Source organism: Pseudomonas sp. B20, assembly GCF_020515755.1.
GTDB lineage: Bacteria > Pseudomonadota > Gammaproteobacteria > Pseudomonadales > Pseudomonadaceae > Aquipseudomonas > Aquipseudomonas syringae.
In genome coordinates, this window is the sequence record NZ_JAHPJG010000004.1 from 215088 (window position 1) to 232093 (window position 17006).

The following is a 17006-nucleotide window of genomic DNA, read 5'->3' on the forward strand; positions in this document are numbered from 1 at the left end:
AAAAAAGCCCCGCGGCCTGATCGGGCGCGGGGCGGATTTACCGGCTTTTCAGGTTCAGGCCTGAGGCTGCCAGCCACCACCCAGTGCCTTGTAGATGGCCACGATGCCATGGTACAGCTCGATTTCTGCCTGCGCCTGAGCGTCCTCGGCCGCCAGACGCTCGCGCTCGGCATCCAGCAGGACCAGGAAGTCCGCCGTGCCTTCGCGATACTGCACCGAGGCCAGTCTGGCCGCCGAGCGACTCGCATCGCTCTGGCGCATCAGCGAGACTAACCGCTGCTGGCGTTTGTCGTAATCGCTGAACGCGTTCTCCGACTCTTCCAGCGCGAGCAGCACTTGCTGCTCATAGTTGGCCAGTGCGCCCTCGGCATCGGCGTCGGCACTGCGAATCTGCGCCCGGACACTGCCCAGATCGAAGGCCGCCCAGGTGATGCTGGGGCCCAGCGACCAGGCTTTGGCCGCTGACGAACCGATCTGCGATCCGCGTCCGGCGGTAAAGCCCAGAAAACCGCTCAGGCTGACCCTTGGGAACAGATCGGCAGTCGCGACCCCGATACGTGCGGTTGATGCAGCGAGTTGTCGCTCGGCTGCGCGGATGTCGGGACGATTGCGCAACACTTGTGTCGGGTCGCCAATCGGCAAGGCCTTGGCGATGGCCGGCAGTTTGCTAGGGCTCAAGTCGACGCTGAGGTTTTCCGGACGCTCACCCAATAACGTGGCGATACGGTTGCGTTGGCGAGCCTGCTCGGCCTGCAACTGCGGAACGGTCGCTTCGACAGCGGCCAGTCGTGCCTCTGCACGCACCACATCCAGCTCATTGCCCACACCCGCATCGCGCAGTTGCGTGGTCACGTCCTGAGAACTCTGCTGATTTTTCAGGTTGTCGCGGGCAATGGCTTCTCGTAGCTGTGCGCCGCGCAGTTGGCCGTAGGCGTCGACCACCTCGGCAATCAGGGTGACCTGCAGCTGATAGAGGTTGGCCTCTGCAGCTTCCTGATCGGCGTCGCTGGCTTCCAGCTGGCGCTGGATGCGCCCGAACAGGTCCACTTCCCAGGCCATGTCCAGGCCCAGGTCGTAGCGCTCGCTGTTGACTCGGCGCTCGGTGATGCCGGGTTGCTGACCCTTGCCGATGTCACTGCTGGCGCGGCTGGTCACCACTGGCATCACATCGTTGGCGACGTCATCGCGAATGGCTCGCGCCGACTTGAGCCGGGCGAAGGCGACGCGCAGATCGCGGTTGCCGTCCAGTGACCTGGCCACCAGTTTATTGAGGGTCGGATCCTCGAACTGCTGCCACCAGGCTCTGTCCACTTTGCTGCGGTCATAGTTGCCCTGGGCGGCGGACGCCAGTTTCGCTGGCGCCGTGACCGGTGCCTGGTAGTCCGGGCCGACGGCGCAGGCCGCCAGTGCCATGACCAGCAGGCTCGGGATGAAGACTTTGTACGCGCTCATCAATGCATCTCCGCAGGCAGGTTTTGCTGGCTGTTTACCCTGGCGGCCTTGCGGGCCTCCTGGCGCTCGACGTAATTACGGATAAGCACGTAGAACACCGGCGTCAGCAGCAGGCCGAAGAACGTGACACCCAGCATCCCGGAGAACACGGCGACACCCATGGCATGGCGCATCTCGGCACCCGCACCGCTGGACAGCACCAGAGGCACGACCCCCATGATGAAGGCGAACGAGGTCATCAGGATCGGCCGCAGACGCAGGCGGCAGGCTTCCAGTACCGCATCCAGCGGGCTCATCCCTTCGGCCTGTTTGTCCTTGGCGAACTCGACGATCAGAATCGCGTTCTTGCACGCCAGGCCTACCAGTACGATCAGGCCGATCTGAGTGAAGATGTTATTGTCACTGCCGGCGATCATCACCCCGGCAATCGCCGAGAGCAGGGTCATCGGTACGATCAGGATCACCGCCAGCGGCAGGCTCCAGCTTTCGTATTGAGCCGCCAGTACCAGAAACGCCAGCAGCACACAGAGCGGGAACACGAACAGTGCGGTATTGCCCGAAAGGATCTGCTGATAGGTCAGGTCGGTCCATTCGTAGATCATGCCGGTGGGCAGCTCCTCGCGAAGCAGTTTCTCGACCGCTGCCTGAGCCTGGCCAGAGCTGTAGCCGGGTGCCGCTGCACCGTTGATTTCAGCAGTGATGAAGCCGTTGTAGTGCATGACGCGGTCGGGGCCGGCGGTGTCGCTGACCTTGACGAAGGTCGCCAGCGGGATCATCTCGCCCAGGTTATTGCGCACCTTGAGCTGACCGATCTGGTCGGAATCCTGACGGAACTGCTGCTCAGCCTGGACATTGACCTGATAGGTGCGGCCGAAGCGGTTGAAGTCGTTGGCATACAGTGAACCCAGATACACCTGCAACGTGTCGAAAATATCGCTGACTGCCACGCCGTGCGTCTTGGCTTTCTCGCGGTCAATCGCGGCATCGACTTGCGGTACGTTCACCGTGTAGCTGGTAAACAGCCCGGCCAGCTCCGGCACGCTGCGGCTTTTGGCGATGATGTTCTGGGTTTCCTTGTACAGCTCGTCATAGCCCAGGTTGCCACGGTCCTCGATCTGCAGACGGAAGCCGCCGATGGTGCCCAGCCCTTGTACCGGTGGTGGCGGGAAGATCGCCATGTAGGCTTCCTGAATCGAGGCGAACTGGCCGTTCAGCGCACCGGCAATCGCGTTGGCCGAGAGGCTCGGGTCCTTGCGCTCGTCGAACGGCTTGAGGGTCACGAACACCACGCCGTTATTCGGGCTGTTGGTGAAGCCGTTGATCGACAGGCCCGGGAAGGCAATGGCGTCTTGTACGCCAGGCTGCTTGAGGGCCAGTTCCGACATGCGTTTGATGACATCTTCGGTGCGGTCCAGGCTCGCGGCGTCCGGCAGCTGGGCAAATGCAACCAGGTATTGCTTGTCCTGGCTCGGGACGAAACCGGTCGGTGTGCTGGCGAAACCCATCCAGGTCAAAACCATCAGGCCCGCATAGACCAGCAAGGCAATGCCGCTGCTGCGAATGACCCTGGCGACCGTGCCGACATAGCCGTGGCTGGCTTTCTCGAAGAAGCGGTTGAACGGGCGGAACAGCCAGCTGCCGAGCATTCTGTCGAGGAAGCGCGAGAAGCGATCCTTGGGCGCGTCGTGACCTTTGAGCAACACCGCCGCCAGTGCAGGCGACAGGGTCAGCGAGTTGAAGGCGGAAATGACCGTCGAGATGGCGATGGTCAGCGCAAACTGCTTATAGAACTGTCCGCTAAGCCCGGAAATGAATGCCGCTGGCACGAACACGGCGCACAGCACCAGCGCCGTCGCGATGATCGGCCCCGTCACTTCGGCCATGGCCTTGTGCGTGGCGGCGACCGGTTCCAGGCCCAGTTCGATGTTCCGTTCGACGTTCTCCACCACCACGATGGCATCGTCGACCACGATACCGATTGCCAGTACCAAACCGAACAAGGACAGCGCGTTCAGCGAGAAACCAAACATGTGCATGACCGCAAAGGTGCCGATCAACGAGACCGGTACGGCCACCAGCGGGATGATCGACGCACGCCAGGTCTGCAGGAACAGGATCACCACCAGCACCACCAGGATCAGTGCTTCGAACAGCGTGTGAATCACTGCCTCGATGGAGCCGCGGACGAAGATCGTCGGGTCATAGACGATGCTGTAGTCCATGCCTTCCGGGAAGCTTTTCTTGAGCTCGGCCATCCGTGCGCGTACATCGTTGGAGATGTCGATGGCGTTGGAGCCGGGACGCTGGAAGATCGGGATGGCTACCGCAGGCTGATTATTGAGCAACGAGCGCAACGCGTACTGGCTGGAGCCCAGTTCGATGCGTGCAATGTCCTTGAGGCGAGTGATTTCGCCATCGGCACCGGCGCGCACGACCACGTTTTCGAACTCTTCCTCACTGACCAGGCGGCCCTGAGTATTGATCGACATCTGAAAGCTGGTGGCATTCGGGGAGGGCGGCGAACCCAGCTGGCCTGCGGCTACCTGACGGTTCTGCTCGCGAATCGCATTGACCACATCAGTGGCGGTCAGGTTGCGTGAGGCGGTCTTGTTCGGATCGAGCCAGACCCGCAGCGAATAATCGCCCATGCCGAACAGTTGCACGTCACCGACGCCGCCCAGTCGCGCCAGCTCATCCTTGATGTTGAGCACGGCGTAGTTGGACAGGTACAGCATGTCGTAGCGTTTGTCCGGTGAGGTCAAGTGCACAACCATGGTCAGGTCGGGGGAGGCCTTGTCCACGGTGATGCCGATGCGTGTCACTTCTTCAGGCAGCTTCGGCTCGCTGCGGGTCACGCGGTTCTGCACCTGCACCTGCGCGTTGTCCAGGTCGGTCCCCAGTGCGAAGGTGATGGTGAGGGTCAGCTTGCCATCGGCGGTAGCCTGCGAGGACATGTAGAGCATGCCTTCGACACCGGTAATCGCCTGTTCCAGTGGCGAGGCCACGGTTTCGCCGATCACCTTGGGGTTGGCGCCGGGGAAGTTGGCGCGTACCACCACGGTTGGCGGCACGACTTCCGGGTATTCACTGATCGGCAGCTGGAACAGCGAGATGGCACCGGCGATCAGGATCAGCAGCGACAGCACTGCGGCGAAGATCGGCCGTGAAATAAAGAATTTGGAGAAGTTCATCGGACGAGTCCCTTAGCCGCGCGGCGCGGCAGCGCTGGCGATTTTGACGGCCGCTTTGGGCGCCACTTGTGGCAGGTTGCTGGCTTCGAGGGCCTGGCGTTGTTTGAGCAGTGCGGCGAGGGTGTCGGCGCTGGCCATCGGAGTGACTTCAGGGTCCACAGGCTGGCCGGGACGAACGCGCTGCAGGCCTTTGACGACGATGGTGTCATCCTTGGCCAGACCATTGCGCACAATGCGCAGGCCTTCGATTTTCGGCCCCAGCTCGACAGCGCGGTAGGCGGGCTTGTTGTCCTTGTCCATGACCAGCACGAACTTCTTGCCCAGGTCGGTGCCCACCGCTTCGTCGTTGATCAGCACGGCCGAGTAAGTGCCGCTGCCCACCAGTTTCAGGCGCGCATACAGGCCGGGGGTAAACGCACCGTCGGCGTTATCGAACACGGCGCGGCCACGAATGGTGCCGGTCCTCGGGTTGACCTGGTTGTCGACAAAGTTCATCTGGCCCAGGTGCGGGTTGCCAGGTTCGTTGGACAGCCCCAGGTACACCGGCGTGGTCTGCCCGCGCTGGCCTTTGCGGGCCAGCTCGGTGTACTTGAGGAACACGCGTTCGTCTGCGTCGAAGTAGGCGTAGACCTTGTCGGTGGAGACCACGCTGGTCAGGGCGGTGACATCGGCGGTGACAATGTTGCCAGCGGTGATTTCGGCACGGCTCACGCGGCCTGAAATCGGTGCGGTGACACGGGTGAAACTGAGGTTCAGTCGAGCCAGGTCCAGTTGCGCCTGAATGGCCGCGACACCGGCCTTGGCTTCCTGCGCCGAGGTGGTACGCGATTCGGCCAGCTCGGCGGAAATCGCATTGTTGCTGCGCAGACGCTCGCCACGCTGGGCTTCGCTGTCACTGCGCGAAGCGACTGCGCGGGCCTGTTGCAACTGGGCTTCGAGACGGCGGACTTCCGACTGGAAGGGGCGAGGGTCGATCTGGAACAGCAGGTCGCCTTTCTTGACCAGCGAGCCGTCGGTGAAGGCTACCTGATCGATCTGGCCGGAGACTCTTGGGCGAACTTCGACCGTTTCAGGTGCTTCGAGACGACCGGTGAATTCATCCCACTCGTTGACTGGCTGTTCCAGTACCTTGGCCACACTGACTTTGGCTGCGCCAGGCGCACTGGTGGCTTCCGGCGCACGGCCGCAGGCACTGATGACGATCAAGGCGAGGGCGGTGAGAGGGTAGCGCAGATGGCTGATTGTCTGGTGCATGGGAAGTTCCGCCAATAGTGAAGAATGGGGCGGATTCTGTTGCGCACGGGGTGTTATTAACGAATCGAATAAACCGAAGGTTACTATCACTGGCAATGATGAGTACCCATAGGTCTTCGAAAACCTGCAGCCGGGTGACCCGCAGGGTGGATGGCGGCCAGGCATTAGGGGCTGAGAATGCTCCCCTTATGGTGAGCCAAAAAAGCTCATGTCATATTGCTATCTCTTCGATCAATCTTTGCAATCGCCGCGGCTATCAAGTTCGCCAGCGGACAGTCGATCCTTGGTTATTGCGATAAATCCCGAGGAAAAGTTTGATGAAGTCGACATGGCTGGACAATTTGAAGGTCAGCAAAAAGCTGAGTGTAGGCTTCGGTCTGATACTGCTGGGTGTGCTGACGGTCACCGCGATCGGTTACCTCAGCACCAACCTGCTGATCGAGCGGCTGGGCAAGGCAGCCAGGGTTTCTGAGGTAAAAGCCGATGCGCTGAGCCTCAGGATCGCTGCGCAGGCCTATACCGCCAAGCCTGACGCGAGTAATTCGCAGGGCTACACGGCCGCCCTGGACAATCTGGGCAAGACCATCGAGGAAGGCCTGAAGATTCTGACCGTTCCGGCCAACGCCGATATCCTCAGAGGGATTCGCGATCAGGCGGGTGGCTTGAGGCAAACGTTCAGTCAATTGGTCGATAACAATCGGCAAATTGATCAGGCCATGCAGCCGCTGATCACCATTTCCGAACAAGTGAGCGGAAGCTTTGAGACACTCCTGCAAAAGACCTTGGACGACGTTTCCCGCTCGCTGGATCAGAGCGGTATCGACCAGGTAAAGATTGCCGGCGACCTGCGCAATGGCATGACCAATTTTCGCTTGGTGTTTCGCCGTTATATCAGTATCCCGACCTCTGAAAACAGGCAGATCACCTTCGATGCTGCCGACTCACTGATCGCTCAGGTGAGCAGTGCGCGCAACCAATTCCCGAACAAGGCCGGCCCGGCGGTGGATGAGGCGCTCGCGGCGCTGCAACAGTACAAGTCGTTGATGGTCTCCATCTCGCAACTGATGCAACAGAACGATCAGATTCGCGACAGCCTTCGCCAGCAGTCAATGGACATCGTCACCAGTACCGAAAAGCTGATGGCGGGCCAGGTAGTCAGTGCCAATAAAGAAAAAGACAGCGCCGTAACCCAGTTGCTCACGGTGGCGGTGATCGTATTGCTGCTGGGCATCTTCGCGGCGATTCTGATTACCCGTCAGATTACCCGTCCGCTCGATTCCACGGTGATCGCGGCGCGTCGGATTGCCGACGGCGATCTGACCAACGACCTCAGCACCACTCGCCAGGATGAACTGGGCCTGCTGCAAAACACCATGCAACACATGACGGTATCGCTGCGGACCCTGATTGGCGGTATCAGCAATGGCGTGACACAAATTGCCACGGCGGCCGAGGAGCTTTCAGCGGTCAGCGAGCAGACCAGCGCGGGTGTCACTCAGCAGAAACTGGAAGTCGATCAGGTGGCGACCGCCATGAACCAGATGGCGTCCACCGTCCAGGAAGTAGCGCAGAACACTGAAGATGCATCGCAGGCCGCCAGACAGGCCAGTGATCGTGCAGCCCATGGCAGCAGCGTGGTGCAACACGCCACGCGTGAAATCAGCCAGCTTGCCGGTGAAGTGGGGCAACTGGGCGAGGCCATGCAGCGCCTGATTCAGGACAGTGACAAGATTGGCGGCGTCATCGATGTGATCAAGGCGGTGGCAGAACAAACCAACCTGCTGGCCCTCAATGCCGCGATCGAAGCTGCACGTGCCGGTGAGCAGGGCCGTGGCTTTGCCGTGGTGGCCGATGAGGTGCGCTCGCTGGCGCAGCGTACACAGTCATCCACGACTGAAATCGAGGCGCTGATAAAGTCCTTGCAGGATGGCACTGGCGCGGCATCGGAGCTGATGAATGCCAGCCGTCAACGTACTGAAGGCACCGTGGCGCTGGCGCGCCAGGCCGAAGAATCGCTGCTTGAAATCACTCATTCGATTGTGACCATCGAACAGATGAGCCAACAGATTTCTGCTGCCGCTGAAGAGCAGAGCGCCGTCACCGACGAAATCAATCGCAGTGTCATCAGCGTACGGGACATCGCCGACCAGTCGGCTACGGCCACCGAACAAAGCGCAGCGTCTACCGTGGAGCTGGCGCGCCTGGGCAGCAACCTGCAGGACATGGTTGCGCGTTTCCGGATCTGATTGTCGCCACTTTCAAAAAGTCGCGAGGCCCAAAAGTCTCATCCTGTAAAAAGAGCGGCGCTGGCAATCAGCGCTGCTCCACCCTCTGCAGAGACCAGGCCACTGGCGCTTGTACGAAGACAATCTACGCTTCAGTTCGCAGAGACACGCCAAGGCAGGCGGATGGTGTCCTCTGGTCACCTCCCAGTATTCAGGATTGAAAACGAGTGTCTGATCGATGAAGAAAAGCTCTCTCACGTGGCTCGTTGGCTGGATGGCTGTGGTTCTGTTGGCCGGGCTTAGCGTCAGCTTTATCGCCAGCCATGAACAGCGCAGGTCGATTGATGCACGCATAGGCCAGGCTCTCAAAGAGGCCGGTGAGGGGATCGGCGATAACTTGCAGGCACGGCTCAGGGTCTATGAGTACCGCCTTCGAGGTCTGCGCGGTGCGGTTCACATGCTGGACCTCGAGCATGTCAATAGCAGCCAGATGAGTCGTTACAGCAAAGGGCGCGATATCGAGAAGGAGTACCCGGGCGCGCGCGGATTCGGTTTTATCCGCCGCGTTGCGGCCAGCGATGAGGCCGAGTTCGTAAGGCGTGTCAGGGCGGATGGCAGGCCGGACTTCAGTCTCAGTCGATTGAGTGGGCCGGGCACCCGGCAGGGAGACCGTTTCATCATTCAATTCATCGACCCGCTGGACCGCAATGTCCAGGCACTGGGGCTGGACATCGCCTCCGAGGAGCATCGTCGCGATGCAGCCCTTCAGGCCATGCGCAGTGGCGCTGCCACCCTGTCGGCGCCCATTACCCTGCTGCAGGACAATGATGACCACTTGCGTGCTTTCCTATTCCTGTTACCGGTTTACAGCACCCCTGAAACCCCGACCGATATCGCCCAGCGCGAAACATCCCTGATCGGCTGGACCTATGCGCCGTTGGCCATGCGTGAGGTGATGAGCAATCTGGACCCTCTGAACCACAGGCTACACTTGAAGCTTTATGACGTCAGTGAAGGCAGGCAACTGATCTACCAGACTCCGGAAAACGATCATGAGCAGGAGGTCTTGCAGACTTACGCCTTCGAGCGAGAAATCTACGGGCGTGTATGGCGCATGGAGGTAGGTGCTCACCCGGCATTTATCGCGGCTCTCGATCCGGTTCCGGCGGGCAGGGTGTTCATCATCGGCACGCTGGTCAGCCTGATGTTGACGGTGCTGGTCGGCACGCTGCTACTGTCCCGTCAGCGCAAACAGCAGGTGGTTGCCGGTCAGGCCAGGCTGGCAACCATCGTCGAAAACTCCAGCGACGCGATCATCGGTGAAGCCCTGGACGGTCGAATCATCACCTGGAACCGGGCTGCCGGGCAGATGTTCGGCTATGACGAGCACGAAGTACTGGGCTGCCCGTTGGCGCCACTGCTGGTTCCGCAAGAGCTGGTTCATGAAGACCAACAGCTGTTGGAAAGGGTGGCCCGCGGTGAGCGCGGGCCGACACTGGAAACCCGGCGGCTGCACAAGAACGGCCAGTTGATCGATGTGACCATTACCTGCAGTTTCATCCGCGAGACTGACGGCACGATACTCGGCGCGGCGAAAATGATGCACGACATCACCGATCGCAAACGCGTCGAACGCTACCTCATGGAGTTCAACGCACAGCTTGAACAGCAGGTCAGCGAGCGCACTGCAGAGCTGTCCAGAGTGGCGGGTTTGCTGCAGGGGGTGCTGGACGCCTCTTCGGAAGTTTCGATCATCGCTACCGATACACAGGGGCAGATCTTTGTGTTCAATCGGGGCGCCGAATTGCTGCTGGGCTACAGCAATGCGGAAATGCTCAGTGGCAACGGTCCAGGCGTGTTTCATCTTCCTGAAGAAGTGGCCGCACGCTCCGCTGAGCTGAGTCGTGAATACGGCACCCTGATCGAAGGCATTGACGTCTTTTGCTACAAGGCGTCCCGCGAAGGTTCGGAAACCCGGCAATGGACCTACGTGCGCAAGGATGGCACGACGGTGCCTGTGCTGATGATCATCACCCCGATCCGTACCGCCGACGGAGAACTCATCGGTCATCTGGGTATTGCTCAGGACATCACCGAACGGCTGCACCACAGCGCCGAGTTGCACGCGGCCAAGTCCAGCGCCGAGGCGGCCAATGCGGCCAAGAGTCTGTTTCTGGCCAACATGAGCCATGAGATCCGCACGCCCATGAATGCCGTGATCGGCATCTCCCATCTGCTGCACAACACCGCCTTGAACGACCAGCAGCGTCAGTTGCTGACCAAATTGCAGATCGCCGGCCGGACACTGTTGGGGATCATCAACGATATCCTCGACATCGCCAAGATCGAAGCGGGAGAGATGCGCCTGGAACATAACCCCTTCAGCCCGCGGCAACTGCTCGACGAACTGGGCGAGTTGTTCACGCCCCAGGCTCAGGAAAAAGGCCTGCGCTTTTCTATCAACGTTGTAACGCCGCTGTCTGGCCAGTTGATAGGTGACGCTTTGCGGGTCAACCAGATCCTCATGAATCTGGTCGGCAATGCGCTCAAGTTCACCACCGTGGGTGGTGTCGATGTGACGGTGAGTCGTAAAGACGATCACGCCGATACCTGCTGGTTGCGCTTCGCTGTGCAGGACACTGGCTGCGGCATACCGGGCGATGTGCTCGGCCAGTTGTTTTCGCCGTTCACGCAGGCGGATGCCTCTACCACGCGGCGGTTTGGCGGCACCGGACTGGGGTTGTCGGTCGTGCGCGGGCTGGCCGAGCAGATGGGCGGCCGGATAGGGGTGGAGAGCGAACTCGGCACAGGCAGCGAGTTCTGGGTGGAGTTGCCGTTTCAGATCAGCCATAGCGACCTTGAGCCGTCCGGCCCTGGAAGCAGTCTGGAGGTCATGCTGCTCAGCGACGACGCACAATCGTCCATGGCCCTGCAGCGGCTGTGTCGCGGCCTGGGATGGCGAGTGGCAAGTCTGATCGGCGAACATACCCTGCACGCAGCTTTGCGCGAGCGCAATCATGTCAACGCGGCATTGCCGGACGTACTGTTGGTGGACTGGCAGCAGCCGCAGGTTGATGAGCTACAGCAACTGATCGAGGCGACGCCGCTGCCGATCATTCTGGTGACACCGACCGAGGTCCAGGCAGAACTGTACCCTCTGGTCGACAAGGTATTGCTCAAGCCGCTGGACAGCTCGGCCTTGTTCAACGCGGTCAACGCTTGCATCGCAAGGTATCAGGGCAGTACCGAAAGGGTCATCCAGGCCACGCGGATGGATACCTCCATGACGCTCTGGCTGAATGGATTGCACCTGCTGCTGGTGGACGACAGCGAGATCAACCTTGAGGTCGCCAGCCTGTTGTTGCAGCAACAGGGCGCAGTGGTCCAGACCTGCAGCAATGGTCTGCTGGCCCTTGAACGACTGCGTCAGACGCCGGATTTCTTCGACGCGGTGCTGATGGATGTGCAGATGCCGGAAATGGATGGCTATGAGGCCACGCGGCGCTTGCGCAACGAACTGGGCCTGACACGCCTACCCGTACTGGCGCTGACCGCAGGCGCTCTGGCAGAAGAGCGGCGGCAGGCCGAACTCGCGGGTATGGATGATTTCCTCACCAAGCCTCTGGACCCCGCCGCCCTGATCCGGGCGGTACGTCGTGCCGTCGAGCGTGTTCGAGGCGCTCCGCTGGCGGTCGGCACCTTGCTGCAGGAAGCCCCGACAGGCTCTGCATGGCCGGTGATCGAAGGTATCGACACCCAGGAGGTCGCCGCTCGGCTAGGCAATGATGTGCCCTTGTTTCTCTCGTCCCTGCGGCGCTTTTTCAATGAATTTGTCGCGTTCGGCGAGAGCGAGAGCCTTCTGGCACGGGCGCGACAGAGCCCCGATCAAACGATGGCTGACCTGCACAAGCTGCGCGGTGCTGCGCTGCTGCTCGGCGCTAGGCAAGTAGGGCTGCATGCCGGGCAGGCGGAAGCCCTGCTGCGCCACGGTACGGACCCTGAGCCGGCTCTGCGGGGTGTGAGCGCCGCTTTCCGTGCTTTGCAAGACCGCACGCCGGTACTTGAGGAAAGGACACCGGCCCCGCGTATCGATGCGGATCCCGATGCCTCCCGACAGGCGTTATCGACCTTGCGTGAATTGCTTGAAAACCGTGATATCGCCGCGCTGGACCAGTTTCCGCTGGCTGCTGCCGCGCTTCAGGAGCTGGCCGGGCAGGCACTGGTCGAACAGCTCTGGCAAACCATTGAAGGACTCGAGTTCGAACAGGCACTGCACCTGCTCGAACGTGCCGACTTATAAAAAGGAGCTTCATCCATCATGCAACCTGTACCTAGCCTGCTGATTGTCGATGATGATATTTCCGCCATTCGTGTGCTGAGCAAAGTTCTCAATGGCCTGGGACAGATTCGTTTTGCCACGGGTGGCGCCCAGGCCCTGAAGATGGTCCGGGACATGCGTCCGGACCTTATCCTTCTCGACGCCGAGATGCCTGGAATGAGCGGGTTTGAGGTCTGCGAGACGCTAAAGGCCGATCAACTGCTGGAAGACGTCCCGGTCATCTTCATCACCAGCCACACCGAAACCCGCATCGAGGAAGCCGGACTGGCGCTGGGTGCGGTGGATTTCATCGGCAAACCCATTCAGCCGTTGATCGTCACGGCGCGCGTAAAGACCCACCTGCGCCTGAAAATGGCGATGGACCAACTCAACCTGCTGGCCCAGACCGATGGGCTGACGGGGCTGGCCAACCGGCGTTTTCTCGACGAGAGCATCGAGCGTGAATGGCTGCGCGTGCGGCGCAATCAGGGGGCATTTTCGCTGCTGTTGCTCGATATCGATTTCTTCAAGCGCTACAACGATCACTATGGCCATTTGCAAGGCGATGAGTGCCTGATTGCCATTGCCCATGCCGTGAAACATTGCGTGCACAGGTCTACCGATCTGGTGGCCCGTTATGGGGGCGAGGAGTTCGCCGTGCTATTGCCGGATACCGGCGCAGAGGGTGCCTGCCGGCTGGCGGAGGAAATCGTGGAGCACATTCATGGCCTTGCCAGGCCCCATGAAACCAGCGACTTGGGCCGGGTGACAGTGTCGGTGGGGGTGGCAAGTCTGGAGGCTGGCGCGCTGCCCATCCCGCGCCCGGGCGTGGCGGCCGGTACTGCGCCTGACTCGATTGCAGCAGCATTGCTGGCGGAAGCCGACCGGGCCTTGTACCGGGCCAAGCATGAAGGACGAAACTGCAGCCGGTTTGAGCCGATACAGGTTGCACCATGGCACTGACACCTTGCTTCAAACCGTATTTTTCTTGAGCTCTGCTTCAAGGCGGTCGACGAACAGGCGTACCCGGTGAGGTACGCGCTGGCGGGTCGGCAATACGGCCGTCACCGACAGTTGCTCGGGGATGACGTCTTCGAAGTGTATCTGCAGAAGGCTGCCTGCACGGATTTCCTGCTGAACGTCCCAATAGGTCAGCATGGCCAGCCCCAGGCCCTGTTTGCACGCCGTGCGCACCGCTTCGACGCTGTTGGCCGAGAACGCTCCCTGCGCGCGAATGGCCACCGGCTCGCCGTCTCTGATGAACGGCCAGTAAGGCATCGCATGCAAGGTGATGCACGGGTGTTGACGTAGTTCGTCCAGCACCGATGGCTGGCCGCGCCGCGCCAGGTAGTCGGGGCTTGCGCACACGACCCGGGGGTTGGGTGCCAGCGATCTGGCCACCAGGGCGGAGTCACGTATCGTGGCGATCCGAATGGCGACATCGATGCCCAGCCCGGCGATGTCCACGATGCTGTCCGACAGCGTCAGGTCGATACTCAGTGCCGGATTCTCCTGCATCAACGCAGGCAGCAGCGGCATGATGACGGTCTGGCCAAACACGCTGGGGGCTGTGACCCGCAATACGCCACTGGCCGTGCCGGCATCGGCTTTCAGCGTTGCACGGGCGGTTTCGCTGGCGTGGAGCATGGTTTTGGCGTGCGGCAGAAACACTTCGCCTTCCGGCGTCAGTGATACCGAGCGGGTGGTGCGGTGAACCAGCCTGACGCCCAGGTCGTTTTCCAGCGCAGCCAGACGTCTGGAGATTGCCATCGGCGACAACCCGAGTCGACGCGCCGCTTCCGACAGGCTCCTGCTGGAGGCAATGGCGGCGAACACCTCTATATCAGATATTTGCACGGATTCTATCCATTTTCGTTAAAGCGCCTTATCTGCACGGCCGGGTTCCAATGGGCTGCGCCAGCCCTTAACGTTGCTGCAGGTTCTGTCAATGACTGCGGGCAATTCGCAGCCGGTCTGCACAGTGAGGATTTGAAGTATGAGCGAGACAAACAAACACGTTACAGCGCCGTTCGATAGAGGTCATCTGAAACTGAAGAACAGGTTTGCGGTAGCGCCCATGACACGCGTGAGCGCGGACGAGCAGGGCAGTGCAACGCAGACCATGGCGCGCTACTACGAGCGGTTCGCCAAGGGCGGTTTTGGCCTGATCATCACCGAGGGCAACTACACCGATCGCAGTTCTTCCCAAGGCTACCGCTTCCAGCCCGGGCTCACTGATGACGAGCAAGCTCAGGCCTGGCGTGCCACGACCGATGCTGTGCACCGGCATGGCAGTGTCATGATTGCGCAGCTCATGCACGCCGGTGCGCTCAGTCAGGCCAATCGCTTCGTCAGCGAGTCGGCGGGTCCTTCGGCCATTCGTCCCAAGGGCGAACAGATGGCGTTCTATTACGGCGCGGGCAGCTACCGGATTCCGCGGGCGATGAGTGACAAGGATATTGCCGAGGCCATTGACGGGTTCGCTCGCGCTGCGCAACTGGCTATCGGCACTGCAGGCTTTGACGGTGTCGAGATACATGGTGCGAATGGCTACCTGCTGGATCAGTTTTTGACCGATTACAGCAATCAACGCACCGATCAATGGGGCGGTGAGGTCGGACAGCGTCTGCGACTGACGCTCGAGGTCATCGCCGCAGTGAAAAAAGTCGTCGGGCAGGCACCGGTGGGCGTGCGTCTCTCACAAGGCAAGGTCAACGACTTTCAGCACAAATGGGCAGGGGGCGAACGCGATGCCGAAGTCATTTTCGCTGCGCTGGCCGATGCTGGCGTCGATTACATCCATGTGACCGAACACGAAGCATGGCAGCCGGCGTTTGCCCAGGGTGAAGCCAGCCTGGTCGAACTGGCCCGTCGTTACGCGCCGGATGTTGCGCTGATCGCCAATGGCGGCCTGCATGATCCACAAAAAGCCGAACAGGTGCTTCGCGACGGTGCCGACATCATCGCGGTGGGCAAGGGCGCGCTGGCCAATCCGGACCTGCCAGAGTTGTTGCGTCAGGGCGCGCCACTCCGCGACTTCGATCCAGCCATTCTCGGGCCGATTGCCAACATCAAGGACAGCGAGCTGGCAGTCAACGGGATGAGTTGAACAGGTTTTCACCGGTGGGCTCGCTTCCGGTTCCAATCCTGCATTACCTTTGACTCTATCCCCCCTGGGGGGATAGAGTGCCGGTCTGAATCACCCAGACTGGAGCTCGATCCATGAGTGAACACGACCATCCCCACGGCCATACGCACCAGTCCCACGAAGCTGTCATCAAGCGCCTGAAACGGGCTGACGGTCATTTGCGCGGCATCATCACCATGATCGAAGAAGGGCGCGAGTGCGTGGACATCGCCCAGCAACTGCACGCGGTCGAGAAAGCGGTGTGCCAGGCCAAGCGCACGTTGATTCAGGATCATATCGATCACTGCCTCGAAGACACGCTCGGTTCACTCGCCAGGGGCGAGCGGGCACCGCTGGAAGCCTTCAAGCAAATCACCAAATACCTTTAGGTCTCGCATGCCGAATTTCGTCGAGCTGTTGCAGCAAGGTGGTTCGCATGCCTGGCTGTATTTCCCCAGTGCCATTTTGCTGGGCGCGTTGCACGGGCTGGAGCCCGGGCATTCGAAAACCATGATGGCGGCGTTCATTGTGGCCATTCGTGGCTCTGTTAAACAGGCCGTGATGCTCGGTGTCGCCGCCACCGTTTCGCACACCGCTGTTGTCTGGCTGGTGGCCATCGGCGGCATGTATCTGGGGCAGGGGCTGGATGCTGAAACCACGGAGCCTTACTTTCAGCTCGGGTCATCTGCCGTGATCATCGCCATTGCATTGTGGATGCTATGGCGCACCTGGCGTGGCGAGCAGCTGTATCAGTTCGAAAGTGCCCGGCTGAGTCACGGAAATACAGGCCATGGCCATGAGCACGACGTGGACTCCCATGAGCATGAGCACGGTCACAGCCATGACCACAGTGATCTGGAAGGCTTGAACCTGAGCGCCGAAGGCTATCAGGACGCCCATGAAAAGGCCCATGCCGAGGACATCCGCAAGCGCTTCACCCATCGCGAGGTCAGCAATGGCCAGATCCTGATGTTCGGATTGACCGGGGGCCTTATCCCTTGCCCGGCGGCCATCACCGTGCTGCTGCTGTGTCTGCAGGTGCAGCAGGTCACCCTGGGCGCGATGATGGTGATCTGTTTCAGCGTGGGGCTCGCCATTACGCTGGTCACTGTTGGCGCTGCCGCCGCCATCGGTGCGCGAAAAGCCTCGAATCGTTTCCCCTGGCTCAGTGCAGCCGCTCGACGCGCACCTTACCTGTCCAGCGCCCTGATTATCTGTGTCGGGATGTATGTAGGGATCAACGGCTGGATCAGCCTGCATTCGTGAGCTGGGCTGGTGCTTGAGCGAAGCAGCTATCACAAAAATAATTTGTGCATCTTTAAAATATATATTGATTTTTATTGGTGTCGTCCGGCCTTAGCATGAGTGGAACTCGAAGAAGTCGCCGGACAGCGAGCGCGCCGTCCGGATTCACCCGCCACCAAGAGCTGCAGTCGGAG

Annotated in this window: 10 protein-coding genes and 1 pseudogene; 7 read left to right on the top strand and 4 right to left on the bottom strand. The window is 60.6% G+C overall.

Annotated elements, in window-relative coordinates:
- Window positions 1–54: 54 nt before the first annotated feature.
- Genes LIX91_RS06060 through mexE form a run of 3 tightly spaced genes read right to left on the bottom strand, consistent with a single transcriptional unit; the run spans window position 55 to window position 5897 of the window.
- Window positions 55–1452, bottom strand: coding sequence for an efflux transporter outer membrane subunit (locus tag LIX91_RS06060; protein ID WP_003417272.1), 1398 nt, complete (start codon window positions 1450–1452; stop codon window positions 55–57).
- On the bottom strand, window positions 1452–4643 hold the full coding sequence (locus LIX91_RS06065; RefSeq protein ID WP_046235276.1) for an efflux RND transporter permease subunit: 3192 nt from the start codon (window positions 4641–4643) through the stop codon (window positions 1452–1454). Before LIX91_RS06065 ends, LIX91_RS06060 begins: the two co-directional genes overlap by 1 nt.
- A gap of 12 nt (window positions 4644–4655) precedes the next feature.
- Window positions 4656–5897 carry a multidrug efflux RND transporter periplasmic adaptor subunit MexE gene (gene mexE, locus LIX91_RS06070; protein ID WP_003417266.1) on the bottom strand — a complete coding sequence of 414 codons (1242 nt, stop codon included), beginning with the start codon at window positions 5895–5897 and terminating at the stop codon, window positions 4656–4658.
- Window positions 5898–6214: 317 nt separating this feature from the next.
- On the opposite strand from mexE, the pseudogene LIX91_RS25700 reads away from it, so the two are divergent.
- From LIX91_RS25700 to LIX91_RS06085, 4 genes and pseudogenes are all read left to right on the top strand, one after another.
- A pseudogene (locus tag LIX91_RS25700) lies at window positions 6215–7237 on the top strand (methyl-accepting chemotaxis protein); the annotation flags it as partial.
- A 201-nt stretch (window positions 7238–7438) separates the two neighbouring features.
- Window positions 7439–8143 carry a methyl-accepting chemotaxis protein gene (locus LIX91_RS25705; RefSeq protein WP_371676316.1) on the top strand — a complete coding sequence of 235 codons (705 nt, stop codon included), beginning with the start codon at window positions 7439–7441 and terminating at the stop codon, window positions 8141–8143.
- Between the two features lie 217 nt (window positions 8144–8360).
- The gene (locus LIX91_RS06080; RefSeq protein WP_226488140.1) at window positions 8361–12422 is read left to right on the top strand and encodes a CHASE domain-containing protein; all 4062 of its coding nucleotides are present in this window, start codon (window positions 8361–8363) and stop codon (window positions 12420–12422) included.
- A gap of 18 nt (window positions 12423–12440) precedes the next feature.
- A complete protein-coding gene (locus tag LIX91_RS06085) occupies window positions 12441–13403 on the top strand; it encodes a diguanylate cyclase (protein ID WP_044309371.1) in 963 nt (320 codons plus the stop codon).
- A 9-nt stretch (window positions 13404–13412) separates the two neighbouring features.
- Here the strand turns inward: LIX91_RS06085 and LIX91_RS06090 are convergent, their stop codons facing one another.
- Entirely contained in the window at window positions 13413–14297 is an 885-nt protein-coding gene (locus tag LIX91_RS06090) for a LysR family transcriptional regulator (protein WP_103695652.1), read from the bottom strand.
- Window positions 14298–14436: 139 nt separating this feature from the next.
- Here LIX91_RS06090 and LIX91_RS06095 point away from each other — a divergent pair, with 139 nt between their 5' ends.
- The 3 genes from LIX91_RS06095 (at window position 14437) to LIX91_RS06105 (ending at window position 16833) form a co-directional block, all read left to right on the top strand.
- Window positions 14437–15549 carry an NADH:flavin oxidoreductase gene (locus LIX91_RS06095; RefSeq protein ID WP_226488141.1) on the top strand — a complete coding sequence of 371 codons (1113 nt, stop codon included), beginning with the start codon at window positions 14437–14439 and terminating at the stop codon, window positions 15547–15549.
- Window positions 15550–15662: 113 nt separating this feature from the next.
- Window positions 15663–15956 (top strand): metal-sensing transcriptional repressor, encoded by a 294-nt coding sequence (locus LIX91_RS06100; protein ID WP_003318923.1) that lies wholly within the window; start codon window positions 15663–15665, stop codon window positions 15954–15956.
- A gap of 7 nt (window positions 15957–15963) precedes the next feature.
- Window positions 15964–16833 carry a nickel/cobalt efflux protein RcnA gene (locus LIX91_RS06105; protein ID WP_226488142.1) on the top strand — a complete coding sequence of 290 codons (870 nt, stop codon included), beginning with the start codon at window positions 15964–15966 and terminating at the stop codon, window positions 16831–16833.
- Window positions 16834–17006 lie beyond the last annotated feature (173 nt).

Coding starts and splice junctions, on each gene's coding strand:
- LIX91_RS06100 (WP_003318923.1), top strand. CDS start 15,663: ATGAGTGAACACGACCATCCCCACGGCCATACGCACCAGTCCCACGAA.
- LIX91_RS06080 (WP_226488140.1), top strand. CDS start 8,361: ATGAAGAAAAGCTCTCTCACGTGGCTCGTTGGCTGGATGGCTGTGGTT.
- mexE (WP_003417266.1), bottom strand. CDS start 5,897: ATGCACCAGACAATCAGCCATCTGCGCTACCCTCTCACCGCCCTCGCC.
- LIX91_RS25705 (WP_371676316.1), top strand. CDS start 7,439: ATGGCGTCCACCGTCCAGGAAGTAGCGCAGAACACTGAAGATGCATCG.
- LIX91_RS06095 (WP_226488141.1), top strand. CDS start 14,437: ATGAGCGAGACAAACAAACACGTTACAGCGCCGTTCGATAGAGGTCAT.
- LIX91_RS06105 (WP_226488142.1), top strand. CDS start 15,964: ATGCCGAATTTCGTCGAGCTGTTGCAGCAAGGTGGTTCGCATGCCTGG.
- LIX91_RS06085 (WP_044309371.1), top strand. CDS start 12,441: ATGCAACCTGTACCTAGCCTGCTGATTGTCGATGATGATATTTCCGCC.
- LIX91_RS06065 (WP_046235276.1), bottom strand. CDS start 4,643: ATGAACTTCTCCAAATTCTTTATTTCACGGCCGATCTTCGCCGCAGTG.
- LIX91_RS06060 (WP_003417272.1), bottom strand. CDS start 1,452: ATGAGCGCGTACAAAGTCTTCATCCCGAGCCTGCTGGTCATGGCACTG.